This is a genomic window from Fictibacillus sp. NPDC058756 (assembly GCF_042746035.1).
In the GTDB taxonomy this organism is placed as follows: Bacteria; Bacillota; Bacilli; order Bacillales; family Fictibacillaceae; genus Fictibacillus.
Genome location: NZ_JBHYPU010000001.1, coordinates 1,025,467 through 1,047,397, shown reverse-complemented (window position 1 = coordinate 1,047,397; position 21,931 = coordinate 1,025,467). Strand labels below are relative to the sequence as shown.

At 38.3% G+C, this 21,931-nt stretch carries 28 protein-coding genes, 2 riboswitches and 1 other annotated feature (1 of these 31 cut by a window edge); of the genes, 15 read left to right on the top strand and 13 right to left on the bottom strand.

Annotated features, from left to right (window positions below; translation table 11 throughout):
• Positions 1-5, bottom strand: a binding site (T-box leader); it reaches 223 nt to the left of the window's first position.
• Positions 6-135: 130 nt separating this feature from the next.
• Positions 136-1,335, bottom strand: coding sequence for an MDR family MFS transporter (locus tag ACFW35_RS05265; RefSeq protein ID WP_379844273.1), 1,200 nt, complete (start codon positions 1,333-1,335; stop codon positions 136-138).
• Between the two features lie 161 nt (positions 1,336-1,496).
• Between ACFW35_RS05265 and ACFW35_RS05260 the strand changes: the two genes are divergently transcribed.
• The gene (locus ACFW35_RS05260; protein ID WP_379844271.1) at positions 1,497-2,462 is read left to right on the top strand and encodes a TIGR01212 family radical SAM protein; all 966 of its coding nucleotides are present in this window, start codon (positions 1,497-1,499) and stop codon (positions 2,460-2,462) included.
• Complete coding sequence (locus ACFW35_RS05255) at positions 2,459-3,034, top strand: tRNA (mnm(5)s(2)U34)-methyltransferase (RefSeq protein WP_379844270.1); 576 nt, start codon at positions 2,459-2,461, stop codon at positions 3,032-3,034. The genes ACFW35_RS05260 and ACFW35_RS05255 overlap by 4 nt, the downstream gene beginning before the upstream one ends.
• 240 nt (positions 3,035-3,274) lie before the next feature.
• Here the strand turns inward: ACFW35_RS05255 and ACFW35_RS05250 are convergent, their stop codons facing one another.
• Together ACFW35_RS05250 and ACFW35_RS05245 are read right to left on the bottom strand one after the other, a co-directional pair.
• Entirely contained in the window at positions 3,275-4,345 is a 1,071-nt protein-coding gene (locus ACFW35_RS05250) for a tetraprenyl-beta-curcumene synthase family protein (RefSeq protein WP_379844268.1), read from the bottom strand.
• A 28-nt stretch (positions 4,346-4,373) separates the two neighbouring features.
• Entirely contained in the window at positions 4,374-5,174 is an 801-nt protein-coding gene (locus tag ACFW35_RS05245; protein ID WP_379844267.1) for an alpha/beta hydrolase, read from the bottom strand.
• An 84-nt stretch (positions 5,175-5,258) separates the two neighbouring features.
• Here ACFW35_RS05245 and ACFW35_RS05240 point away from each other — a divergent pair, with 84 nt between their 5' ends.
• Entirely contained in the window at positions 5,259-5,777 is a 519-nt protein-coding gene (locus ACFW35_RS05240; RefSeq protein WP_379844265.1) for a gamma carbonic anhydrase family protein, read from the top strand.
• On the opposite strand, the gene ACFW35_RS05235 is transcribed toward ACFW35_RS05240, so the two are convergent.
• The gene (locus ACFW35_RS05235) at positions 5,767-6,138 is read right to left on the bottom strand and encodes a VOC family protein (RefSeq protein WP_379844264.1); all 372 of its coding nucleotides are present in this window, start codon (positions 6,136-6,138) and stop codon (positions 5,767-5,769) included. The genes ACFW35_RS05240 and ACFW35_RS05235 overlap by 11 nt on opposite strands.
• Before the next feature lie 130 nt (positions 6,139-6,268).
• Here ACFW35_RS05235 and ACFW35_RS05230 point away from each other — a divergent pair, with 130 nt between their 5' ends.
• The 5 genes from ACFW35_RS05230 to ACFW35_RS05210 all read left to right on the top strand — a co-directional run bounded on the left by ACFW35_RS05230 (position 6,269) and on the right by ACFW35_RS05210 (position 9,490).
• Positions 6,269-6,490 (top strand): spore coat associated protein CotJA, encoded by a 222-nt coding sequence (locus tag ACFW35_RS05230; RefSeq protein ID WP_379844262.1) that lies wholly within the window; start codon positions 6,269-6,271, stop codon positions 6,488-6,490.
• Between the two features lie 41 nt (positions 6,491-6,531).
• Positions 6,532-6,759 (top strand): spore coat protein CotJB, encoded by a 228-nt coding sequence (locus tag ACFW35_RS05225; protein WP_379847394.1) that lies wholly within the window; start codon positions 6,532-6,534, stop codon positions 6,757-6,759.
• 23 nt (positions 6,760-6,782) lie between these two features.
• On the top strand, positions 6,783-7,352 hold the full coding sequence (cotJC, locus tag ACFW35_RS05220; RefSeq protein WP_130294309.1) for a spore coat protein CotJC: 570 nt from the start codon (positions 6,783-6,785) through the stop codon (positions 7,350-7,352).
• Positions 7,353-7,473: 121 nt separating this feature from the next.
• Positions 7,474-8,025, top strand: a complete 552-nt coding sequence (locus tag ACFW35_RS05215; RefSeq protein WP_379844261.1) for a phosphatase PAP2 family protein — start codon at positions 7,474-7,476, stop codon at positions 8,023-8,025.
• A 136-nt stretch (positions 8,026-8,161) separates the two neighbouring features.
• Positions 8,162-9,490, top strand: coding sequence for a UDP-glucose dehydrogenase family protein (locus ACFW35_RS05210; RefSeq protein ID WP_379844259.1), 1,329 nt, complete (start codon positions 8,162-8,164; stop codon positions 9,488-9,490).
• A 193-nt stretch (positions 9,491-9,683) separates the two neighbouring features.
• Here the strand turns inward: ACFW35_RS05210 and metK are convergent, their stop codons facing one another.
• Positions 9,684-10,889, bottom strand: coding sequence for a methionine adenosyltransferase (metK, locus tag ACFW35_RS05205; RefSeq protein WP_379844258.1), 1,206 nt, complete (start codon positions 10,887-10,889; stop codon positions 9,684-9,686).
• Between the two features lie 161 nt (positions 10,890-11,050).
• A riboswitch (SAM riboswitch) is annotated at positions 11,051-11,182 on the bottom strand.
• Positions 11,183-11,443: 261 nt separating this feature from the next.
• On the opposite strand from metK, the gene pckA reads away from it, so the two are divergent.
• The 3 genes from pckA (at position 11,444) to ACFW35_RS05190 (ending at position 15,021) form a co-directional block, all read left to right on the top strand.
• Positions 11,444-13,027, top strand: a complete 1,584-nt coding sequence (gene pckA / locus ACFW35_RS05200) for a phosphoenolpyruvate carboxykinase (ATP) (RefSeq protein ID WP_379844256.1) — start codon at positions 11,444-11,446, stop codon at positions 13,025-13,027.
• A 136-nt stretch (positions 13,028-13,163) separates the two neighbouring features.
• Entirely contained in the window at positions 13,164-14,450 is a 1,287-nt protein-coding gene (locus tag ACFW35_RS05195; RefSeq protein WP_379844255.1) for an MFS transporter, read from the top strand.
• Entirely contained in the window at positions 14,404-15,021 is a 618-nt protein-coding gene (locus ACFW35_RS05190; protein ID WP_379844253.1) for a TetR/AcrR family transcriptional regulator, read from the top strand. Before ACFW35_RS05195 ends, ACFW35_RS05190 begins: the two co-directional genes overlap by 47 nt.
• A gap of 16 nt (positions 15,022-15,037) precedes the next feature.
• On the opposite strand, the gene ACFW35_RS05185 is transcribed toward ACFW35_RS05190, so the two are convergent.
• Positions 15,038-15,832: an alpha/beta hydrolase family protein gene (locus ACFW35_RS05185; protein WP_379844252.1), complete on the bottom strand. Its 795-nt coding sequence runs from the start codon at positions 15,830-15,832 to the stop codon at positions 15,038-15,040.
• Positions 15,833-15,938: 106 nt separating this feature from the next.
• Between ACFW35_RS05185 and ACFW35_RS05180 the strand changes: the two genes are divergently transcribed.
• The 3 genes from ACFW35_RS05180 to ACFW35_RS05170 are packed head-to-tail and all read left to right on the top strand — an operon-like array spanning position 15,939 to position 18,525.
• Complete coding sequence (locus ACFW35_RS05180) at positions 15,939-16,943, top strand: ABC transporter substrate-binding protein (protein WP_379844250.1); 1,005 nt, start codon at positions 15,939-15,941, stop codon at positions 16,941-16,943.
• Positions 16,944-16,961: 18 nt separating this feature from the next.
• Complete coding sequence (locus tag ACFW35_RS05175) at positions 16,962-17,753, top strand: ABC transporter ATP-binding protein (protein WP_379844248.1); 792 nt, start codon at positions 16,962-16,964, stop codon at positions 17,751-17,753.
• Complete coding sequence (locus ACFW35_RS05170) at positions 17,719-18,525, top strand: ABC transporter permease (RefSeq protein WP_379844247.1); 807 nt, start codon at positions 17,719-17,721, stop codon at positions 18,523-18,525. The genes ACFW35_RS05175 and ACFW35_RS05170 overlap by 35 nt, the downstream gene beginning before the upstream one ends.
• 7 nt (positions 18,526-18,532) lie before the next feature.
• On the opposite strand, the gene ytkD is transcribed toward ACFW35_RS05170, so the two are convergent.
• The 3 genes from ytkD to ACFW35_RS05155 form a co-directional block, all read right to left on the bottom strand.
• Positions 18,533-19,012 (bottom strand): RNA deprotection pyrophosphohydrolase, encoded by a 480-nt coding sequence (gene ytkD / locus ACFW35_RS05165; RefSeq protein ID WP_066291893.1) that lies wholly within the window; start codon positions 19,010-19,012, stop codon positions 18,533-18,535.
• 121 nt (positions 19,013-19,133) lie between these two features.
• Entirely contained in the window at positions 19,134-19,676 is a 543-nt protein-coding gene (locus tag ACFW35_RS05160; RefSeq protein ID WP_379844245.1) for a hypothetical protein, read from the bottom strand.
• Between the two features lie 87 nt (positions 19,677-19,763).
• On the bottom strand, positions 19,764-20,027 hold the full coding sequence (locus ACFW35_RS05155) for a holin (protein WP_379844244.1): 264 nt from the start codon (positions 20,025-20,027) through the stop codon (positions 19,764-19,766).
• Positions 20,028-20,246: 219 nt separating this feature from the next.
• Here ACFW35_RS05155 and ACFW35_RS05150 point away from each other — a divergent pair, with 219 nt between their 5' ends.
• Positions 20,247-20,459, top strand: a complete 213-nt coding sequence (locus tag ACFW35_RS05150; RefSeq protein WP_066291901.1) for a hypothetical protein — start codon at positions 20,247-20,249, stop codon at positions 20,457-20,459.
• A 193-nt stretch (positions 20,460-20,652) separates the two neighbouring features.
• On the opposite strand, the gene abbA is transcribed toward ACFW35_RS05150, so the two are convergent.
• The 4 genes from abbA to ACFW35_RS05130 all read right to left on the bottom strand — a co-directional run bounded on the left by abbA (position 20,653) and on the right by ACFW35_RS05130 (position 21,833).
• Positions 20,653-20,841: an antirepressor AbbA gene (abbA, locus tag ACFW35_RS05145; RefSeq protein ID WP_379844242.1), complete on the bottom strand. Its 189-nt coding sequence runs from the start codon at positions 20,839-20,841 to the stop codon at positions 20,653-20,655.
• A gap of 91 nt (positions 20,842-20,932) precedes the next feature.
• Positions 20,933-21,118: a hypothetical protein gene (locus ACFW35_RS05140; protein ID WP_077359410.1), complete on the bottom strand. Its 186-nt coding sequence runs from the start codon at positions 21,116-21,118 to the stop codon at positions 20,933-20,935.
• A gap of 47 nt (positions 21,119-21,165) precedes the next feature.
• A riboswitch (cyclic di-GMP riboswitch) is annotated at positions 21,166-21,250 on the bottom strand.
• A 119-nt stretch (positions 21,251-21,369) separates the two neighbouring features.
• Entirely contained in the window at positions 21,370-21,558 is a 189-nt protein-coding gene (locus ACFW35_RS05135; protein WP_379844240.1) for a Fur-regulated basic protein FbpA, read from the bottom strand.
• 110 nt (positions 21,559-21,668) lie between these two features.
• A complete protein-coding gene (locus tag ACFW35_RS05130; RefSeq protein ID WP_165389363.1) occupies positions 21,669-21,833 on the bottom strand; it encodes a hypothetical protein in 165 nt (54 codons plus the stop codon).
• Between the last annotated feature and the right edge of the window lie 98 nt (positions 21,834-21,931).

The window sequence follows — 21,931 nt, the reverse complement described above, 5'->3', positions numbered from 1 at the left end:
ATTAACGAATAATAGATGTTAATTTGTATTTTATGAATTCTTTTAAAAAATGTCAAGGTGGTTTGAACTAATATAACCTAAATTTTCCTTTTTTAAACTCAAATCCTACTAGGCAAAATGATATGCCATACTTTTTTAAATGGCTGCGGATTGAGATGGATTTGTTTTTCTAATAGATTGTCTGTTTCGGATGTAAACAATGGTCAGCATAAATGCGAGGACCATTAATCCAATAATCGTTTGAAACAATATACTTATGTTAAAGAGGTCTGCGATCATTCCCCCAAATAAAGGGCCAAGCATTCTGCCGCCTGTTGCTGTACTATTAACAATTCCTTGGTAGAACCCTGCCCTTCCTTTAGGAGCAAGTTCTGCCGCAATACTCGGAACACCTGGCCAAACTAGCATCTCACCAATTGTCAGCACAATCATCGCAATCATAAATCCGCTAAAGTCCTTCGCGTTTCCAACAATCACAAACGAGATGATAAATATGACATATCCGACAAGTATCTGGCTTGTTGTTGACTGCAGCCATTTCTTTAGAAAAACATTTATTAAAGGCTGTCCGAGAACAATGAACAATCCATTCACGGTCCATAATAGACTGTACATCTTTAAAGTCACACCTAAATCCTGCGTGTATGAAGCAATGGTCGATTGCCATTGAACATAACCAATCCAGGCTAACAAGTACCCCCCGCAAAGGATGAGCAAGGCGAAGAAAGCCTGTTTATTATGAATACGCTTTTTTTGTGAGAAAACAGTCTGAACACTGCCGCTTTCTTTTTCATCTATCCCTTTAAAACCAAATAATACGATCATAAAGAAAAGAAATGAAAGAGCAGAACAGCTGATAAATGATAATGTGAAAGAATATGAGGCAGCTAATCCGCCAAGAGCTGCACCTAAAGCGACACCTACATTTTGCGCGATATAGATGCGATTAAAAGCTTTTCTTCCGCCTTCCTTCCACATCGTACCGGCAAGTGCGTACATGGAGGGAAAAACAATTCCCATACCGAATCCCATAAAGACCAGCAAGATGCTGTAGGACCAGAAATCATGAAACCAAATCAATAAAAATGAAGTGGTAAATGAAATAGAAACCCCGAGCATGATCGTTCGATATCCGCCTAGTTTGTCAAACAGCAAACCGCCTGTTAAATTCCCTATAATCCCTGCACCAGAATTCAGTAATAATACGATTCCGGCTATGGTTAAAGATTTACCTAAATGCTCATGCATGAAGATGGTATTGATCGGCCAAAGAAAACTTGAGCCTGTAACATTCAGTGCCATACCTATTATGAGCAGCCACACTTTCGCTGGCATGAAGATCCCCCGCTTACCATGATGTCATAAAAACCCTTCTGTATTTTAGTCCTTTTTCCTGAACTTTACAACGAAAATAAATTACAGCTATTTTGCCGCTCATCCCTTGTACATGCTACAATTGGCTTGGTGCTCATCACCGGGAAAAAGGAGTGAACAGGTTGACACACCTTATAGAAAAACCTGCCTATTTTGGCGATAAAAGATATTATACATGGAACCACCATTTAAAATCTCACTTCGGAGAAAAAATTATCAAAATCCCTTTAGACGGAGGATTTGATTGTCCAAACAGAGATGGAAAAGCGGCTTTCGGCGGCTGTACGTTTTGTTCCCAAAGCGGTTCAGGAGATTTTGCGGGGAATCGCCGAGATGATATTATTACACAGTTTCATACAGTAAAAGAACGCATGCATTCTAAGTGGAAAAAAGGAAAGTATCTCGGCTATTTCCAGGCTTTTACGAACACATACGCTCCTGTTGAAAAGTTAAAAGAAATGTATGAGACTGTTCTTGAGCAAGAAGATGTTGTTGGTCTTGCTATCGCTACACGTCCTGATTGTCTTCCTGATGATGTAGTGGAATATCTGGCTGATTTAAATAAACGTACGTATTTGTGGGTTGAACTGGGGCTTCAAACCGTACATGAAAGAACTGCTATGCTTATTAATCGTGCGCACGACTATCAGACCTACGTTGAGGGTGTTAACAAACTGCGGAAACACAATATTAGAGTCTGCTCCCACATCATTAATGGACTACCGCTCGAAACGCCTGAAATGATGATGGAAACTGCACGTGAAGTTGCAAAACTGGATGTTCAAGGTATTAAGATACATCTATTGCATCTATTAAAAAAGACTCCGATGGTAAAGCAATATGAACAAGGCATGCTTGATTTTCTTGATTTTGACACGTATGTAAACCTTGTATGCGATCAGCTCGAAATCATTCCTCCAGATATGATGATTCACCGATTAACAGGTGATGGTCCTTCCGATCTCTTGATTGGGCCTATGTGGAGCTTAAATAAGTGGAAAGTGCTTAATGCCATCGAAAGTGAACTGAAACGCAGAAACAGTTTTCAGGGGAAATTTTATTTAAAAGACGAGGTGAACTCTTTATGAAATTAGAAGGTGTTCTCCCTTTTGCAAGAACTCTTCTTCATTCATTTTGTTCGCAAGGTGATATAGTTATTGATGCTACATGCGGCAACGGCAATGATACTTTATATTTATCAAAGCTAGTAGGTAAAGATGGACAAGTATTTGCTTTTGATATTCAGGAGCAGGCAATTGAAAAATCTAAACTGCGGTTAACAGAAAACCAAGCTGATGATAATGTAACATTCTTTCAAGCTTCGCATGATGAAATGATGAACTTACTTCCTGAATCTTTATTCGGACGAGTTTCAGCTGCTATTTTTAACCTAGGCTATCTGCCAGGAAGCGATAAATCCATTACAACAAAAGGCACCTCTACTATCGAAGCGATCAAACAGCTGCTTCATATTTTAAAACCTGAGGGAATAATCATTTTGGTAATCTATCATGGTCATGAAGAAGGAAAACGCGAGAAAAATCATGTCTTGGACTTTGTTAAAAACCTTGATCAGAAAAAAGCACACGTTTTGCAATATGAATTCATTAATCAAAAAAACGATCCTCCATTTGTTATAGCGATCGAAACAAGAGGCTGATATCAACGTACAATGTTGATTCAACCTTTGTTTTTGCTATGGGCTTATTAAAATCATTCTCTTCATTGATAAGTTGATTGTAGCGCAAGATGCGAGACTCCTGCGGGAGCAGCGGGACAGGTGAGACTCCTAAGGGTGCGAAGCGCCGAGGAGGCTCACCGCACGCCCCGCGGAAAGCGAGCATCTGAAGCGGAAATCAACTACTTCCAAGAGCAACAACCTGCAATACTAGCCTTTTTATTATGAAAGAGACGGTTTTAATTTTTGGTAAACTTTTCGGTTTAAATAAAAGAAGTAGCTGGTTGCGCCTCCTACTTTTACAAGTTGTGATGCCATTTTCTTAATCACAGGGCATTCAGAAACTTTGCGGTCTGCTAAATAAATTCCGAGCAGACCTCTTTGGATAAGACGATGAAATTTTGAATTGGGTAATTTCGAACAGCTGCTTTCCGCTTCTTTTGCGAAATAAACCATGCGCTCAAGCATGTGCTGCTCATTTTTATAATACGTACAAAAGTTAAGATCCCCTTCAAGCTTGTCCTCATTTTGATCAATAAAATAATCCAGCAGAATATGTAATCCCTGCAGCCATGGGAAATAACCTTTTGTGATTTTTTCAGCAGATTCTTTTGTGAAATCGCCTTGAAAAGCATAGCTGACGAGACAAAAGATACCAAGTGTCGAACCAGCACAAGCGGAGAATTCATACCATGTTATATCAGGCAGAACAGACTGATATTCCCCAAACCAGCTGATCAGACGAGGTTCCCTTTCCTGCACAACAACATGCTTATGAACTTGAAGATCGCAATAAATTTGGGCAAGTCCTATCAGCTCACTTGCAATGTTCGGGTATGCCTGCATTTCCGATAATACCCTTTGGCAGGCTAATACAAGATCAGCAAGGTATCCACCGTCCTCTTGCTCATCCCTGTACCTGTAATAGTTAACTGGTTTTACCCCTGGACTAAGTGCATGAAACATACTTTCATGAAGTGCCCTGAAGTCCTTTTCACTAAGAGAGGTACTCCGATCACAGAGGTTATCTAAATAATCACTGATCGTTTGGTAAGCTACTACAAATTCTATGGCTTTTTTTCGATGCACTCCGGCGAGAAGTGTAAGGATAGCGCCGCCTTCACAATGAAACATCTTATTGGAGATGCTGCTTAAAGCCTGCTGCCTCAATTCAGGATCAGGTATTTTTTCTGCTTTATCATGCCAATTTTGAAGCAGCTGGCTGACAGCCGGAAAAACTTTCGTGTAAACAGAATACATCAATCCCCATGGGTGAACCGGAACTTTGTTCATATAGATGCTCCTTTTGATTATTCTTTCTTTACCATTTTCCTTTATTAGCTTCACTATGCAGATATAAAAATCTTTTTACGTATTCAAAGACATTTTCCCGCTCAGGTTCGTTTAAAACTTCGTGATACAGTGAAGGAAATTCTTTATACCATTTCTCTTCCAGATAAATTCCGTTAAACCAGCGTTTTACGGCTTCTTTATCTACAATTAAATCGTCACCGGCCTGGAGCAGCAGTAATGGGATGTTCGGAAAGGATTTATAGTGTTCAAATGCATGCTTAATCGATGACGTCAGTTCCCGATACCACCTTACTGAAACTTTCTTAACGATTAATTTATCCTCTTTATCCCTTACTCGTATCTCTTCATTCCTTGTTGCACTGCCTTCTGGCAAGTTTGTAGCAAGCCTTACACCAGGGGCGAGTTTGTTCAATAACCGTGAAAGGGCTTCTTTTCCTCTTGAGGGATAATGAACTAACCCAAGACATGGTGAAGATAAAACAACAGCCCGAACATCCAGATTTCTCTCCATTAACGTGCGAATAACAGCAAGTCCGCCCATACTGTGACCTAATATAAACACTGGCAAGCCAAGTTTTTCTGCCTCTAGAAACCAGTTCTCAATTGTAAAGATGTACTCATCAAATGCATCGATGTGTCCTCTTCTTCTCGTTGTTGTACCTTGGCCAGGGAGATCTCCAGAAACACAGTGAAAACCGGACTCATTTAATTGTTTTATAACCCAGTCGTACCTTCCATGATGTTCGTTTGCACCATGTACGACTACAATCGTACCTTTAGCTTCCCGATCTGTTGTCCAAGTCCACATATATTCCACCCTCTTTCCTATTCATAAAGGTATCCGATTTGCTAAACTATACTTAATTAATATATAAAACAGGATGTGTATACAATGATTTATCCTTATGGAGACAAACAGCCTAACATTTCTAAAACTGCGTTTATTGCAGACTATGTAACCATTACCGGTGATGTTCAGATTGGAGAGTACTCTTCGATTTGGTTCAACACATCAATTCGGGGGGATGTTTCCCCCACAATAATCGGCAATTATGTAAATGTACAAGATAATTCTGTACTTCATCAAAGTCCGAATCGCACACTTCAATTAAAAGATGGGGTAACAGTTGGTCATAGCGTTATTCTGCATAGCTGTACAATTGAGGAAAATGCATTAATCGGCATGGGTTCATTGGTGCTTGACGGAGCACATATCGGCAAAGGTGCCTTTATAGGTGCAGGAAGTCTTGTACCTCCCGGAAAAGTGATACCGCCAAATACTCTTGCATTCGGACGACCGGCAAAAGTAATACGTGAATTGACAGAAGAAGATATTAAAGATATGGATCGGATACGTCGGGAATATTATGAAAAAGGGCAATATTATAAGACACTTCAGTCTAAACGTTAAATTCAATTAAGTTGCCGTCAGGATCACTCACAAACACTTGATGCCAATCGGTTTTATTGTTTGGTTTATTTACATATTTAACACCGTGTGCGTCGAGAGTCTTGATTAGTTTATCCATATCTTCAACCCTAACCGCAAAGTGACCGTCTCTGCTGTCAATTTCGGTTGTGTTTCTTCTGGCTTTTCCTTTATTGTGAACAATTAAATGAAGCTGTGTTTCGCCAATATCATACCAAACGCCCGGAAAATCAAATTGAGGGCGTTTTTTATTCTGTTTAAATCCTAGAATACCTTCGTAAAAATATAATGATTCCTTCAAATTTGTAACTAGCAATGATACATGATGTATTCCTTTGTACATGTGTTCCTTACCTCATTTCCAAATCTCGATTTGCCCATTATTTTATCATAATTAGAGAATTATTAGTGCTGAAACCCCTCACTTAGTGAATACCTTTATAAAAGTATACTTTATGAAGGGATGGTTTTAGATGAATAGAAACACACCTGTAAAATCATATACTCCTTATCACAGTCCTTTCGATCCTTGTCCTCCAATTGGCAAAAAGTATTATTCGACTCCTCCAAATTTATATATGGGTTTCCAGCCATATGATCTTCCACAGTTTCCACCAAAAGAAGCATTGCGAAAAGGCACACTTTGGCCTGCTTTTTATGACTTTTATGAAAATCCATATGAAAGAAGGGGGTAACTGCGGTGCCGCAAACATTACCAGAAGAATTCTATCAATGGATGGAAGAGCTTCAAGCTGTTGATTTTGTACTTGTGGAGCTCACTTTATATCTAGATACACACCCTCAAGATCAAAAAGCCGTTCATCAATTTAACCAATATGCACAACAAAGGAAAAAAATTAAAAGAGCGATAGAGTCAAAATATGGACCTCTTCAGCAATATGGAAACAGCTATTCAGGTATTCCATGGAACTGGAGCAGCGGTCCTTGGCCCTGGCAGCTATAAAAAAGTAAAGGAGGTACACCTTAATGTGGGTTTATGAGAAGAAACTTCAATACCCGGTAAAAGTAGCATCATGCAATCCAAGACTAGCAAAATATTTAATCGAACAGTACGGCGGGGCTGATGGAGAACTCGCTGCCGCACTTCGTTACTTAAATCAAAGATACACAATTCCTGATAAAGTAATTGGTCTATTAACGGATATCGGTACAGAAGAGTTTGCACACCTTGAAATGATCGCAACGATGATCTACAAGCTTACGAAAGATGCAACACCTGAACAATTAAAAGCAGCAGGGATAGAAGATCACTACGTTAACCATGACAGCGCTTTGTTTTATCACAATGCGGCAGGCGTACCTTTTACTGCAAGTTACATAGCAGCAAAAGGAGACCCGATTGCTGACCTTTACGAAGATATCGCTGCTGAAGAAAAGGCCCGTGCTACATACCAATGGATTATAAACATGTCAGATGATCCCGATTTGAATGATTCTCTTCGCTTCTTAAGAGAAAGAGAGATTATCCATTCCCAGCGTTTCCGAGAAGCAGTTGAAATATTAAAAGAAGAACGAGACCGGAAAATATTTTTCTGATTTTTACCGTCCAGCGTTTTTGGACGGTTTTTTTTATAAATATTTACACTGCCTTCATTTCCCCATAACAATTGTATTTTATGATGATCATATCAAGCTATAAAATAAAGAGGGGATATTAATGGCAAAAGTTATTAATTGGCTTTATGAAAAAGAATGCACATTTTTCCGGCTTATTAATGGACGAATGCACAGAAGTTCCATGGATCGTTTCTTTCATGTGTGGACTCATCTTGGCGGCGCAACTGCTACGATCTCAACAGCTGTTCTGCTTTTATTACTCCTCCCTGCACACTTAAAATCATGGGGAGCCGTCTGTATGGTTTCACTCATCATCAGTCACATACCAGTTATGATTTCGAAAAAAATTTATCCTCGGAAGCGGCCATACTTGAGCCTGCCCGATACGAATATCGGCGACAATCCGTTGAAAGATCATTCTTTCCCTTCTGGTCATACAACAGCGATTTTTTCCATAGTGACACCTCTAATCCTATTAAACCCTTTTTTGGGAGTGTTTCTGCTTTTCGCAGCTCTTTTAGTAGCTATTTCACGGATGTACCTTGGGCTTCATTACCCTACCGATGTTCTTGCTGGGATTGTTCTTGGTATAAGTTCAAGCTTTGTATCATTATTCTTAGTTAAAGCATTTTTCTTGGCTAACCTTATTTAATATTGGAATTCCCCGTACAGAACTGAGACGCAAAGAAATGGAAAAATCGTGCTCTACCAACTTAGGTAATCTGTTGTTACAATACGTAAAGAAAGCATCATTCAGTCTATACACTATTGTAATAAGGGGAGAAGTAATGAAACTTGGCATATTTGGTGTTGGATACGTAGGACTTGTAACGGCAGCAAGCTTAGCTGATAAAGGTCATACAGTATTCATTCATGATACAGCAAAAGAAAAAATAGCTGCCTTGCAATCTGGAGGCATACCCATATTTGAAGACGGTCTTGAGCCTTTGCTTCACCAGAATTTCAACAGATTATCTTTTACTCATGATGTCCATAAAGTTATTTCTGAATGTGATATTATTTTCATCTGCACCGGCACCCCTCAGGACGAAAATGGCAAAGCCGACTTATCACAGGTGGAGTCTGCTGTAAACGAGATAGCCAGGCATAGTTTATCAGATAAGATTATTGTAATTAAAAGTACTGTTCCCCCTGGTACAACTGAAAAAATGGAGCAGATAGCAAATAAACAAACCAGTGATTCAAACTTTTCTTTTGCCCACAACCCTGAATTTCTCAGGCAAGGAAAAGCAGTATATGATTTTATGAACCCTTCAAGAATTATAATTGGAGCATCAGACAAAAAAGTACAAGAAATATTGAAAAGTTTATACAGTGCTTGGGATGCGCCGATTTTGCAAACAGATGCAAGAAGTGCAGAACTGCTTAAATATGCTGCAAATTCCTTTTTGGCGATGAAAATTTCATACATTAATATGATCTCACAGCTAAGTGATCAATTAGGAACAAACATTGATGATATAGCGTCCGGAATTGGGTTAGATCCAAGGATCGGCAGTGACTTTTTAAAAGCCGGAATTGGTTTTGGCGGCTCATGTTTTCCAAAAGATTTAAAAGCAATTGAAAATGCGGCAGCAGACATTGGTGTTGAACTGCCTTTTATCGGTCAGACACTCGATATTAATGAAAAACAAGGTGAGCTCTTTTTCGAAAAAATAAAGGCTTACGGGAAAGATTTAAAAAATAAGAAAATAACACTCCTTGGACTTTCATTTAAACCAAATACAGATGATATACGCTCTGCCCCATCCATTGTTTTATCAGAAAAACTGGTGAATGAGGGAGCTCGAGTCACTGCATTCGATCCACTCGTGAGAGATTTCCCCGTCGAAGGTGTGCACATTGCTCATTCTTTTGAATCAGCCATAACTGATTCAGAAATTACAGTTATCGTTACTGAATGGGATGATTTTAAAAAACTTTTGCTGGTTGAAAATATTAGGAGAATGAAGCAGCAGCCTGTTATTTTTGATGGGAGAAACATGTTTACTCTTGAAGAGGTCAAAAGTGCTGCTGAACAGTATCCTCTAAATTATGAGTCAATTGGAAGACCTCAAGTTAGCAGTTTAGGTGTTAAAAATCAGATATTTGTATAAAAGGATGCCTGCCATTTAAAAATGGCAGGCTTTTTAATATTATTGTGTTTGAGATGCTGAGTGAAAATCTGATAATCGCACGTTAATTTATTAAATCACACGTTATTTAAAAGATACGAAATTTTCGACAAAGCGCTATATTCATCAAAACAAAAACAGACTCCCATTTATCAGGAGTCTGTTGTTTAACTAATTAAATATTTGCTTGTTTCTTAAGTTCTTCTGCCTTGTCAGTTTTCTCCCATGGAAGGTCGATATCTGTACGGCCAAAGTGACCATATGCAGCAGTTTGCTTGTAGATTGGACGGCGAAGATCAAGCATCTTGATGATTCCAGCCGGACGAAGATCGAAGTTGTTGCGAACTAATTCTACAAGAACTTCTTCTGATACTTTACCCGTTTCAAAAGTGTTTACAGCAATTGATACTGGCTGAGCCACACCGATCGCATATGCAAGCTGAACTTCAACTTTATCTGCAAGACCTGAAGCTACGATGTTTTTCGCAACATAGCGAGCAGCGTACGCAGCAGAACGGTCAACTTTAGTAGCATCCTTACCAGAGAATGCTCCGCCGCCATGACGTGCATAACCACCGTAAGTATCAACGATGATTTTACGTCCAGTTAGACCAGCATCACCTTGTGGTCCGCCGATAACGAAACGGCCTGTAGGGTTGATGAAGTATTTTGTGTTCTCATCAATTAACTCAGCAGGAACAACTGGCTTGATTACTTTTTCTTTAATATCTTTTTGAATTTCTTCAAGTGTGTTCTCTGGGTGGTGCTGAGTAGAAATAACGATTGTATCGATACGTACTGGCTTATCGTTCTCATCATATTCAACTGTTACTTGAGTTTTTCCATCTGGACGCAAGTAAGGAATTTCTTCAGACTTACGTACTTCAGTAAGACGGCGAGATAATTTGTGTGCTAATGAAATCGGAAGAGGCATAAGCTCTTCTGTTTCGTTACAAGCAAATCCGAACATTAGACCTTGGTCACCTGCACCGATTGCTTCAATCTCAGCATCTGTCATAGAGCCTTCTCTTGCTTCTAGCGCTTGGTCTACACCCATTGCGATATCAGCAGATTGCTCATCGATAGAAGTCAGTACTGCACAAGTTTCAGAATCGAAACCGTATTTTGCACGGTCATATCCGATTTCTTTAATTGTTTCACGTACAACTTTTGGGATATCTACATAAGTAGAAGTTGTGATCTCACCAGCAACAAGTACAAGACCTGTTGTAACAGATGTTTCACATGCTACACGTGCATTAGCATCATTAGCTAAGATTTCATCTAGAATTGCATCTGAAATCTGGTCACAAATCTTATCCGGATGACCTTCTGTTACAGACTCAGATGTAAATAAACGACGACTAACTTTTTTGGACAAATTAATATCCTCCCTTAATTGCTTTCAGTATGATACGGTACTTTATTCTTATCTATTTTGCATTGTTTATGTTCTTACCTTGAAAAAGGCATAAAAAAAGCCCTTCCCTGTTTCACATATCATTCACGAGGGAAAAGGTTTAAAATAAAAATGCCTTCATCCTCTTATTGTCCAAGGTTATTTTCACCTTGCAGGTTAGCACCTTTTCATTTTAAGCAGATCCATTAATCTCCGCTTTCATGTCGGTTGCTGGGTTTCATAGGGCCTGTCCCTCCACCTACTCAGAATAAGAGTAGCCGTTCTCGAAATATAATAGCGCAATGACCTCATGATGTCAATAGAAATCCCTTTAATATCAATAGGAAGAAGCTGAATTTTGTATTTTTTTGATATCGCTTTCAATATGATGGAGATTCCTGGTGTATTTAAGCCTTTTTTTTTGGATTAAGAACTTTTCTGATGCGCTTTCATAAAATAGTATACATTATTTAAATTAATGTGTTATACTAATTTTCGAATATATCACTCTAGGATAAAGGATGGTACTGTCTGATATGAATACTTTGGAATTTACGACAACCTTAAATGAACTTGTGACCCGTGAAACAACTCACCAGAACTTGCCTGTTCCGGTTTTAGTAGAGAAATCATTAACAAGAAAAGAAGGCATTCTTACTTCTACAGGTGCACTTCGAGCAACCACGGGGAAATACACAGGTCGGTCCCCTGAGGATAAATTTATCGTTGAAGATGCATCAGTAAAAAAATCCATTGACTGGGGCAAAGTAAACAAACCATTTTCACCTGAAAACTTTGATAAATTATATAAAAAAGTACTTCAATACTTAGGCACTAAAGAAGAGTTATTCTTATTTAAGGGGTTCGCTGGGGCAGATCAAGAGTACCGTCTTCCTATTCAAGTTATTAACGAATATGCATGGCACAATTTATTTGCACATCAAATGTTTGTGCGTCCTAATGAAACTGAACTTGCTTCACATGAATCTCAATTCACAGTAGTTTCAGCTCCTGGCTTCCAAGCAAATCCTGCTGAGGATGGAACAAACTCTGAAACGTTTATTATTATTTCTTTTGAGAAACGAATCGTGTTAATCGGTGGTACTGAATACGCTGGGGAGATTAAAAAATCAGTATTCTCTGTTATGAATTACTTGCTTCCTGAAAAAGGAATCCTTTCTATGCACTGTTCAGCTAACGTTGGAAACGAAGCTGATGTAGCTCTTTTCTTCGGCTTATCCGGAACTGGGAAAACAACACTTTCCGCTGATCCTAACCGACGCTTAATCGGTGACGATGAGCACGGATGGGCTAATACTGGTGTATTTAACGTCGAAGGCGGTTGCTATGCAAAGACAATCGATCTTTCCAAAGAAAAAGAGCCGCAGATTTGGAATGCCATCCGTTTTGGAAGTGTATTAGAGAATGTAATGATCGATGATGATTCCCGTATTGCTGACTATAAGGATTCCACATTAACTGAAAATACAAGAGCGGCATATCCTGTTGATGCGATTCCAAACATCATTCAGCCAAGTGTGGCAGGTCACCCAAATACAATTATCTTTTTAACAGCTGATGCCTTCGGAGTATTGCCTCCAATCAGTAAATTAACAAAAGAACAAGCGATGTACCATTTCCTATCTGGATACACAAGCAAGCTTGCTGGAACTGAAAGAGGAGTTACTTCACCGCAAGCAACTTTCTCAACATGCTTTGGTGCTCCATTTCTTCCGTTGCCTGCAACTGTTTATGCAGAAATGCTTGGCAAGAAAATCGATCAGCATAATGTTCAAGTATTCCTTGTTAACACAGGCTGGTCCGGTGGAGAATACGGTGTCGGAAGTCGTATGAATTTATCTTACACTCGTGCTATGGTTCAAGCGGCACTTGAAGGTGAGCTGACATCTGTTGAAACTGTTTTAGATCCTGTATTCGGACTTCACATTCCAACACATTGCCCTGGTGTTCCTGATCAAGTTCTTCAGCCAAAGAAAACATGGGATAATCCGGAACAGTATGATATAAAAGCAAAAGAACTTGCTGCTAAATTTAAGGCTAACTTTGAAAAATTCAAATCCGTTTCTTCTGAAATCACGCAAGCAGGACCACTCGCGTAATCATCTTAAATCAACCCTACCGTTATCCAGCGGGAGGGTTTTTTGTTATTTATTAGAAAAAAAGAGTTGTAAAGTGACATCAGTGTCATTTATAATAACGACATGGATGTCACTTTAAAAACCGGGAGCTGATTACATGGAACAATCGGAAAAATTATTAAAAAACAAACCTTATCAATTTTTGATTTCTGCTCAACTGATTTCCAATCTTGGGGACTGGCTGTCAATTCTTGCTGTGTTCACACTGGTGGGGCTTAAATGGGAAGCAACACCACTACAAGTTTCGTTAATTATCTTGTCTCTTGCCCTCCCAATGACTTTACTGGGACCTGTAGCAGGTGTCTTGGCTGATCGTTGGGAACGCAAATACATTATGATTATTTCTGATACGGCAAGAGGTTTCATTATTTTTGGTCTCGTTTTTGCTAATGAACTTTGGCATGTGTATACTTTATTATTTGGTTTAGGTATTTTTTCGGCTCTCTTTACACCGGCCAAAAACGGAAAGCTAAAAGAAATTGTGCCTGATCACCACATGCAGCAAGCTGCCTCAATCAGTTCCATAATTGAGAGCGGCACGAAAATAATCGGACCTGCAGTAAGCGGTCTTCTTCTTGCACTATGGAGTTTCAAGATCATCTTTATTCTTGATGCAATAACCTTTTTGCTATCCGTTCTTCTCCTGCTTAAGATTCCAGCAAACCCCTCACAAATTCTAAATGAAGAACACGAAGAGAATAAGCTAAAGAAGAACTTTATCAAAGAAATGCTTGATGGCTTCTCATTTATTAAGGGTATTCCTGCTATTATGTACGGAACGCTTTTAATGGCTGTTACCATGTTCGTTATTCAGATGTCCGATTCACAGTTCGTTACTCTCTTTAGAGAATTAAAAGAAGTATCACCACGATTAATTGGTACTGTTATGACCGCTTCTGGAGCAGGATTTTTAGTTACTGGAATCATCTTGAGTAAGTTTGAAATTAAAAATGCGATTAACGCTATGGCAGGAGGAATATTCACACTCGGTTTAGGATTTGGAAGTCTAGCTATCCTTACTGATTATAGTCTTTCCAATCCTATGTTTTGGGCACCTTCTATAACATTTTTAGCTTGTGTTGGAGCTGGTTATGTTTTTATTCCCTTTCAGTCCAATGTATTAAAGCTAACTCCCGAACACATGACCAGCCGTACATTCGGTACAATTGGAAGCATCATGACGTTTTCCTCTTTAGTCGGTCCTATTGCTGGTGGATTCTTAGCAAATTTATTCGGAGTAATCCCTATCTTTATAGTTACATCTAGTGGATTGTGCTTTATAAGTATGATAGTTTTTATTTTAAGAGTACAGTCTAAAGGGAAAAAAGGAGAACCATATGTCACCGAAAGTAACGGAGAGCCACAAAGAAGAGCGGAAGCGTAGCATACTAGAGGCTGCAAAAAAGATATTTATTAAAAAAGGTTATGAAGCCTTTGTCATGCAGGATGTAATTGATGCTGTCGATTTAAGCAGGGGCGGTGTTTATTCATACTTTTCCAGTAAGGAAGACTTGTTTTTATCTATATTAGAAGATTCAAATCGTACTTACAGTAAAGAAATTAAAGATATAGCTAAACATCCATCAATCTGGAATTCATTGGTAAATGATTTTGAAGATTATAAATCTGCTGATGATACAGAAGATTTGTTTGGAGCTGTACAAATCGAATACTTCTTAATCAATAGACTGCTGCCTGAGAAAAAAATCTACATGAAAGAACGATATGAATTTGCCATTGAACATCTTATGAACTTATTTGATGAAGGCGTAAAAAAAGGTGAATTCAACCCCAAATACCCTTTAGATACAATTGCAAGGTATTTTATAACTTTTAACGATGGGATAAATATAGCCACAATCTTCCTTAATAAAAAAGATTTAAATTTTAACGCTCAAATTGATATCTTCTTGTCTCATTTAGCCAGTATGTTAGGTGTAAACCAACAAAAATAAAAGGAGCTGTTTTCATTCAGCTCCTTTTTCCCTGCTCCTTCATCCACTCACATAGCGCATATGTTATTTTTCTGTTTTCTTTTGGCGGGAAGTAATGTGTATATTCGGGATATATCCAAGTTTCACAAGTTTTTCCGAGTTCTTCTAACCTTTTTTCAATCTTAAGTGTGTGCTGTACACTCACATTTTCATCTCTCATTCCGTGAATACATAATAAAGGCGCTTGTAATTCACTACAGTAATACAAGGGTGACCGCCATTCGTATTCTTCAGGATACTTTTCTGGGGTGCCGCCGATTACCCTTTTCATCATCCGGCGCAAGTCTTCTCTTTCCTCATAAGTGACAGCCATATCTGTTACACCGCCCCAAGTAACTACAGATTTAATTTCAGGGTACTTCATAGCAGTAAACAGTGCCATCGGACCGCCTCTAGAAAAACCAAACACATGGATTTCATTGTCATCAACTTTTGGAAACTGTTTCAGTACTTCAAATGCAGCAAAGGCATCTGTCCGGTCCTTACCAGCAAAGTCTTCGTTTCCCTCTCCACCTTGGTTTCCTCTGTAATATGGAGCCATTACTGCGAATCCTTGTGATGCGAATTGAATAATCCTCGCGATACGAACCATGCCAACTGACTTAATACCGCCTCTTAAATAGAGAAATCCCGGAAAAAGGCCTTTCCCCTCAGGCAGAGCAGCCAGACCTTTTATTCTCAAACCGTCATTTAAATACGTTACAACATACAGCTTTATGGTTGGATGTGGGGAAGGAAATCGCTGCCATTCTATGATTTTTGCTCGTTTCATTCCGACACTCCTTGTTTATTTAGTGGGCAAACACACATTTTCAGTAATCACATACATTATTACATAAAAGTCATGACTTCATCCCTATTTGTTCAGGAGGATTGTAATGAAACATTTAAAAAGGAAATTCACTTTACTGTTTACTTCCCTGCTTGCCTTTTCCTTGCTTCTGGCTGGCTGTAACACTTCCAGTTCTAAACAGGAAAAAGTCCGTATAGCAGAGGTTACCCGCTCTATCTTTTACGCCCCTCAATATGTAGCCATTGAAAAGGGTTTTTTTGAAGATGAAGGAATTAACGTTGAGTTAACAACAACTTGGGGCGGAGATAAAACGATGACTGCTTTACTGTCAGACGGTGCTGATGTTGCACTTGTAGGTTCAGAAACAACGATTTATGTTCACGCTCAAGAATCTACAGACCCTGTAATCAACTTCGCACAGCTTACGCAAACGGACGGAACTTTTTTAGTGGCACGCAAAAAGCCCGATTTTTTCTCATGGGAACAGTTAAAAGGCAGTACATTCTTAGGTCAGCGTAAAGGCGGTATGCCTCAAATGGCTGGTGAATTTGGCCTAAAGAAACACGGGATCGATCCTAAAAACGATCTGACAATGATACAAAACATTGATTTTGCCAATATCGCCAATGCATTTGCTGCTGGTACAGGTGATTATGTTCAATTGTTTGAACCTCAAGCTAGTCTTTTTGAACAAGAAGGTATAGGTCACATCGTTGCTTCCTTTGGAGCAGAATCGGGGAAAATCCCTTACACGACTTTCATGGCAAAAGAAAGTTACATGAAAGAAAACAAAGAAACTCTTGAGAAATTCACAAAAGGCTTATACAAAGCTCAGTTATGGGTAGAAAACCATTCCGCTGCCGAAATTGCTGAAGTCATCGCACCATATTTTGAAGATACCCCTGTCGAATTAATTGAAACAGTAGTCGATCGTTATAAGAGCCAGCATAGCTTTGCATTAAATCCGATATTGGATGAAGAAGAGTGGAACAACCTGCAAACCATAATGGAAGAGGCTGGAGAACTTCCTAAAAAGATCGAGTATGATGTTCTCGTTGATACAACGTTAGCGAAGAAAGCTATTAAATAAAGTACAGGAGGGATCGTCGTGGCTTTTTTGCAGCTTAAATCAGTTGGTCAAACTTACTTTTCAAAAACATCCGCCACAACGGCCTTAGAAGATATTTCACTTTCAATAAATGAAGGAGAGTTCACTTCCATTCTCGGTCCAAGCGGATGCGGAAAATCCACCTTGCTATCTATTATCGCAGGTCTATTAATCCCTACCGCTGGATCTGTTATGGTTAACAATCAGCCAGTCAATCAGCCACATCCAAAGATTGGCTATATGCTTCAGCAAGATTATCTTTTTCCATGGAAGACGATCGAAGATAATATTACGCTTGGACTAAAGCTCAGAAATCAAAATACAGCCGAAAACATTATAGCTGCCTTCCGTTTATTAAAAGAAATCGGACTTGAACATACAAAAAGTAAATACCCTTCAGAACTATCAGGTGGAATGAGGCAAAGGGTGGCACTTGTTCGAACATTAGCAACCCAGCCAAAGATGCTTTTACTTGATGAGCCATTCTCAGCTTTAGATTACCAAACAAAACTGAAGCTGGAAGACTTAGTATCTTCTACTCTAAAAGAACACGGTAAAACGGCTATTCTTGTTACCCATGATATTGGTGAAGCAATTGCGATGAGTGATAATGTCATATTATTATCGAGTAATCCCGGCCGTATTTTCCGCACGTTTAAAATTTCAGAAACTCTAAAAAGCCTCCTGCCATTCGAAGCGAGACAGCACCCTGATTTTTCAGCAACATTTCAGCAAATATGGGAGGAGTTGGAACACATTGAGCAAAACGATCACGAACAAGAAACATCTTGAGTTTCTTTTATCCATAAAAAAAGAAAAACGAAACATCCGGATTGTCCAGCTGCTCATTTTTCTAAGTTTTTTTTCAATGTGGGAAATCTCTTCAAAACAAGGCTGGATCAATCCATTGCTTTTTAGTTCTCCATCTAAAATCTGGTCTCTGTTTCTCGAAAAGGCAAGTGACGGATCTCTTTATATCCATGTTGCATTTACTCTTGGCGAGACCGTTCTTGGATTTATACTTGGAACCCTTATCGGTACCTTATTAGCAGCATTGCTATGGTGGTCACCTTTTTTATCAAGAGTATTAGATCCATATCTGGTTGTTCTTAATGCTATGCCGAAAGTTGCCTTAGGTCCTATTCTGATAGTTGCGATCGGACCTAATTTTGGATCGATTATAGCAATGGGAGTTCTCATCTCGGTTATTATTACAACACTAGTCGTGTATACGGCTTTTCAAAACGTTGATGAAAACTATGTTAAAGTTGTCCGTTCATTCGGCGGGGATAAAAAACAATGTTTTAAAGAGGTCATCCTTCCAGCATGTTTCCCAAGTATTATTTCGTCTCTGAAAGTAAACGTCGGTTTATCATGGGTGGGAGTTATTGTCGGCGAGTTTCTTGTTTCAAAACAAGGGTTAGGCTACATGATCATTTACGGCTTCCAAGTGTTCAATTTCACACTTGTATTAATGAGCCTTTTAATCATTGCTGTAATGGCTACGGTAATGTATCAAGGAGTCGAGTACCTAGAGAGTAAACTTATAAAGCACCATTCATAAATTCTGATCAGACCAGGGAATGTTCGAGAGCGTACCTCATGCTTTCTGATAATACCTGGTCTTTCATCATAAAACTAAAGGCTTTGCTGGTTGCTACATCTTCAGGAAGCTGACTCATCAGGACTGGACCATTCGTTTCAAAATAACGATGTTTCAATAAAATTTTATCTACGTTGGCCACATAGATATTTTTTATGATCTTTCCGCCTTTTCCGTCTACGTAATACTGGCCAATGTATTTTAATTCAGAAACTCGTCCTCCTGTTTCTTCATAGACCTCTCGGACTGCGGCCTCATCTGCCGTTTCGCCTGGCTCTACTTTGCCGCCGGGAAATTCAATACCTCGCCTTGGATGTTCGGTTAATAACCACTGATCTTTGAATTTACAAATACACCACACATGCATTGGAGTATCAGAAAATGGGTGGTCAGAAAACGACAATTGTACGGTGTTGTTATAGAAATCTTTAAATGTAATAATATCCATCGCACTGCTCCATCTCGACTATTTCCTCTATTGTAAAGTTCACAACATTTAAAGTCCATTTGTTTTAATCGTTCATTCAGATGTTTGTTCTAATCGTGAAAAAACATGGGTAGCCCCATGCTTAATCCACTGAAGCAAATGTAATGATCCATTTGCCGTCAATATATTCATATCCAAGAGTAATTTCATAGATACCGTAAAGATCAGAACTGTTCTTTTGATAAACGCGATAAGATGTATCAGAAAGCTGCTTGATATTTACCGGTTCCTCTTCTTCTAACCAAGGAGGCAATTCAGTCGGAATGATATACAAAGAACTTTCTTTTTCTTCAAACAAACCATCTGTATAGTATGCAGCAATTTCTTCAGAAACAAAGTTAGTTAAATAAGTTATAAGTTCATCTTTTGTAGAATAATTTATTACTTTATAATTATCATCTGTTTCCTGTTTTAGAGCTTCCATGAAAAGGCTTGCATTTTTCTTTGCAAGATCCTCGTTGAATTCAGGAATTTTTTTCTCTCCAGTCTTTTTCTCTTCAGCATTTACTGGCTGTGAGATTGCTTTATCCTTCGTACTGGAATTCTCTTGAACTCGATCTGGGATGTTAGGGACAAATAGAAAGGACAACATAACAGCAAAACATAGTGCTATAAAAGCCTTCACGAAATCCACCACCCGTCATTATTTTATTACTATAATCTATTCACTGTCTTACAAATTCTAAACATTTAGTATAAATACTTGTATTTCTTAGCATGTTCTTTTTGATTTTTTACTTTTCTTCCCTATTTCATACAATCCAGTTGCTGCCAAGCCAGCTATTCCTCCAGACCATAGCCTTAGCTCTACATCCATTTCGGTAAAAGGGGAAGCAAGAATTCCAACTATTAAACCAACAAAAAAGCTGCTAATAGGGATATATTTCTTAGGAATCGGGAAAGTACGTTTTAACAGCTCCATAAGTGCAGTAACTAATGGGGCTAGAAGCGATGAAAACATGAGTACCTGCTCCAACCGGACCACCTCCTCTTTTTCACAGCACGTTCTTCCATCCTTTATGTATTTTAAAGATTCAAGCTGCATAACTTAAATCCTGCCTAACTAAAAAATTACTTTTTGTCCTAATCATAATGCACCTTTTTGCATAAACTGAAGTGCCATGATTTTTTTCGGTTATTTTTATTAAATCTGTCCATACTATGGGTAATGAAAGGCAAGACAGGAGTGAGTTTTATGGTAAAAGGTGACGATCTTTTTCTTATACGTCTAGAAGCAAATGAAATCTCTTGGTGGGAATATGCGAGGAATGTGTCTCCTGTTTCAAGACCGCCACAGTATTTAACATATTGGTCTTTCTTGAAAAATAGAGGAAAACTGCCTAGAAGATTAGTAAAAGAAGCTGAATGGCGGATGGAAGCTAGAAGGAAAGGGTTACTAGATACTTAATTTAGAATTATGGACGATATCTAAAAGGTTTAAATAATAGGCTAATTTCTAAAAGATTGTTGCATTTGGACTTTTTTGTTGAGTACGCTTCTTTGAATCAACATCTTCAAATAGCAACAATGTTTACGAAAACAGCCAAAAAAAAGAGGTTTGACTTCAAAAGTTTTTATTTTGAGTCAACCTCTTTATTTTTTTAGCTATGTAATTTTTTTAATAATACGTTCAATTTTCTCATTTTAGATTCATAACCCGGTTTCAGCTCATATTCAAGATCTTTTAACTCAGAATCTACAACCTCATATGCATAACCCTGGCTAAGTAACGCTTCGACTAGTAATTCCTTATCTTCTTCAGAGAGATTAAGTCTATCTTTATATTTCAATGTTAAAGCCCCCCTTCCATGTATGCATTCATTATAACGCGGGGGTTTAGAGTATATCCTTACTAAAAATTTGGAAATTTCCAATCTCATGCTAACTCGTGATAACCACCCATGCAATCGCACCTATAATTATCAATACATTAGTAAAATAATCAATAATCCGAGTATCTTTTTTTACCATTGTCGCTGTAAAATACAGAAGCAATCCAAAACAAAAGAATATGGCTAAATAATAACCGATCACAGACCAGGATAAGAACAAAATTTGATTTTCCATATACATATCCTCCCTCTTTTACTTCATAAATCGAGGATAATGATTCGTAAGGTAGCTGGCTGGCATATTGTAAGAAATGAAGCCCCTTTAGCTTTGCGTCCCCACTTTTCAGTGAATTTGCCTTTATCAAACGATTTATGGTATTTCTTCTGTTATTTTGTCGTAAAAATAAACCCTTTTCCCTACCCATAGGGATATTATACCAAAAAGAAAGTTAAAAAGTATTTATTTTTTAAATATTTAAAAAATATTTAACTGATATGATCCTCTCTTCCTATAAGCTGAGCATTTTTCCACTCAGATTCTAATTCTGTTAATGTGAATTCTGTTAAGTGTCTATGGTCTTCATAGCCATATAGCCCTTTATGAATAAGATGCTGAATCAAACGCTGTTTTCTTCCTTCTACAGCTCTTCTCAATTGACCCTTTTTATGATTCATTCCTCAATCTCCTTTTTTTTAACCATTTTAACCACCTTAAAGAAGATTCAAGCATTCAAGGAAAATAAAAAAGTCCCTTCCATCAGAAAGGAACTTCAAAAGTACTTCGTTTAATGTAAGACAGATTTACTCCATTGTTCATAAACAGAGTTAGGCGCATTCCAGCAAAGCCATGAAACCATAGTTTTTACTCCTTGCTGGCTCACTTCCCAGTATTCCCAGCGTCTTTTGGAGAGATTCTGATAAATTCCTGTTTCATTAACCCAACCATCCACATTAAACGCCTCCTATTTATTTGCTTTATAAAAACTTCTTTCTAAACTTATGATTTCCTTTTTTTTACGTTTGTAAAACTCCGACAAAAGGTAACATA

Excerpts from the sequence above, each read along its gene's own strand:
- ACFW35_RS05265 (WP_379844273.1), bottom strand. The coding sequence starts at position 1,335 with ATGCCAGCGAAAGTGTGGCTGCTCATAATAGGTATGGCACTGAATGTT.
- ACFW35_RS05255 (WP_379844270.1), top strand. The coding sequence starts at position 2,459 with ATGAAATTAGAAGGTGTTCTCCCTTTTGCAAGAACTCTTCTTCATTCA.
- ACFW35_RS05250 (WP_379844268.1), bottom strand. The coding sequence starts at position 4,345 with ATGAACAAAGTTCCGGTTCACCCATGGGGATTGATGTATTCTGTTTAC.
- ACFW35_RS05245 (WP_379844267.1), bottom strand. The coding sequence starts at position 5,174 with ATGTGGACTTGGACAACAGATCGGGAAGCTAAAGGTACGATTGTAGTC.
- ACFW35_RS05240 (WP_379844265.1), top strand. The coding sequence starts at position 5,259 with ATGATTTATCCTTATGGAGACAAACAGCCTAACATTTCTAAAACTGCG.
- ACFW35_RS05235 (WP_379844264.1), bottom strand. The coding sequence starts at position 6,138 with ATGTACAAAGGAATACATCATGTATCATTGCTAGTTACAAATTTGAAG.
- ACFW35_RS05230 (WP_379844262.1), top strand. The coding sequence starts at position 6,269 with ATGAATAGAAACACACCTGTAAAATCATATACTCCTTATCACAGTCCT.
- ACFW35_RS05225 (WP_379847394.1), top strand. The coding sequence starts at position 6,532 with ATGGAAGAGCTTCAAGCTGTTGATTTTGTACTTGTGGAGCTCACTTTA.
- cotJC (WP_130294309.1), top strand. The coding sequence starts at position 6,783 with ATGTGGGTTTATGAGAAGAAACTTCAATACCCGGTAAAAGTAGCATCA.
- ACFW35_RS05215 (WP_379844261.1), top strand. The coding sequence starts at position 7,474 with ATGGCAAAAGTTATTAATTGGCTTTATGAAAAAGAATGCACATTTTTC.
- ACFW35_RS05210 (WP_379844259.1), top strand. The coding sequence starts at position 8,162 with ATGAAACTTGGCATATTTGGTGTTGGATACGTAGGACTTGTAACGGCA.
- pckA (WP_379844256.1), top strand. The coding sequence starts at position 11,444 with ATGAATACTTTGGAATTTACGACAACCTTAAATGAACTTGTGACCCGT.
- ACFW35_RS05195 (WP_379844255.1), top strand. The coding sequence starts at position 13,164 with ATGGAACAATCGGAAAAATTATTAAAAAACAAACCTTATCAATTTTTG.
- ACFW35_RS05190 (WP_379844253.1), top strand. The coding sequence starts at position 14,404 with ATGTCACCGAAAGTAACGGAGAGCCACAAAGAAGAGCGGAAGCGTAGC.
- ACFW35_RS05185 (WP_379844252.1), bottom strand. The coding sequence starts at position 15,832 with ATGAAACGAGCAAAAATCATAGAATGGCAGCGATTTCCTTCCCCACAT.
- ACFW35_RS05180 (WP_379844250.1), top strand. The coding sequence starts at position 15,939 with ATGAAACATTTAAAAAGGAAATTCACTTTACTGTTTACTTCCCTGCTT.
- ytkD (WP_066291893.1), bottom strand. The coding sequence starts at position 19,012 with ATGGATATTATTACATTTAAAGATTTCTATAACAACACCGTACAATTG.
- ACFW35_RS05150 (WP_066291901.1), top strand. The coding sequence starts at position 20,247 with ATGGTAAAAGGTGACGATCTTTTTCTTATACGTCTAGAAGCAAATGAA.
- ACFW35_RS05140 (WP_077359410.1), bottom strand. The coding sequence starts at position 21,118 with ATGGAAAATCAAATTTTGTTCTTATCCTGGTCTGTGATCGGTTATTAT.
- ACFW35_RS05135 (WP_379844240.1), bottom strand. The coding sequence starts at position 21,558 with ATGAATCATAAAAAGGGTCAATTGAGAAGAGCTGTAGAAGGAAGAAAA.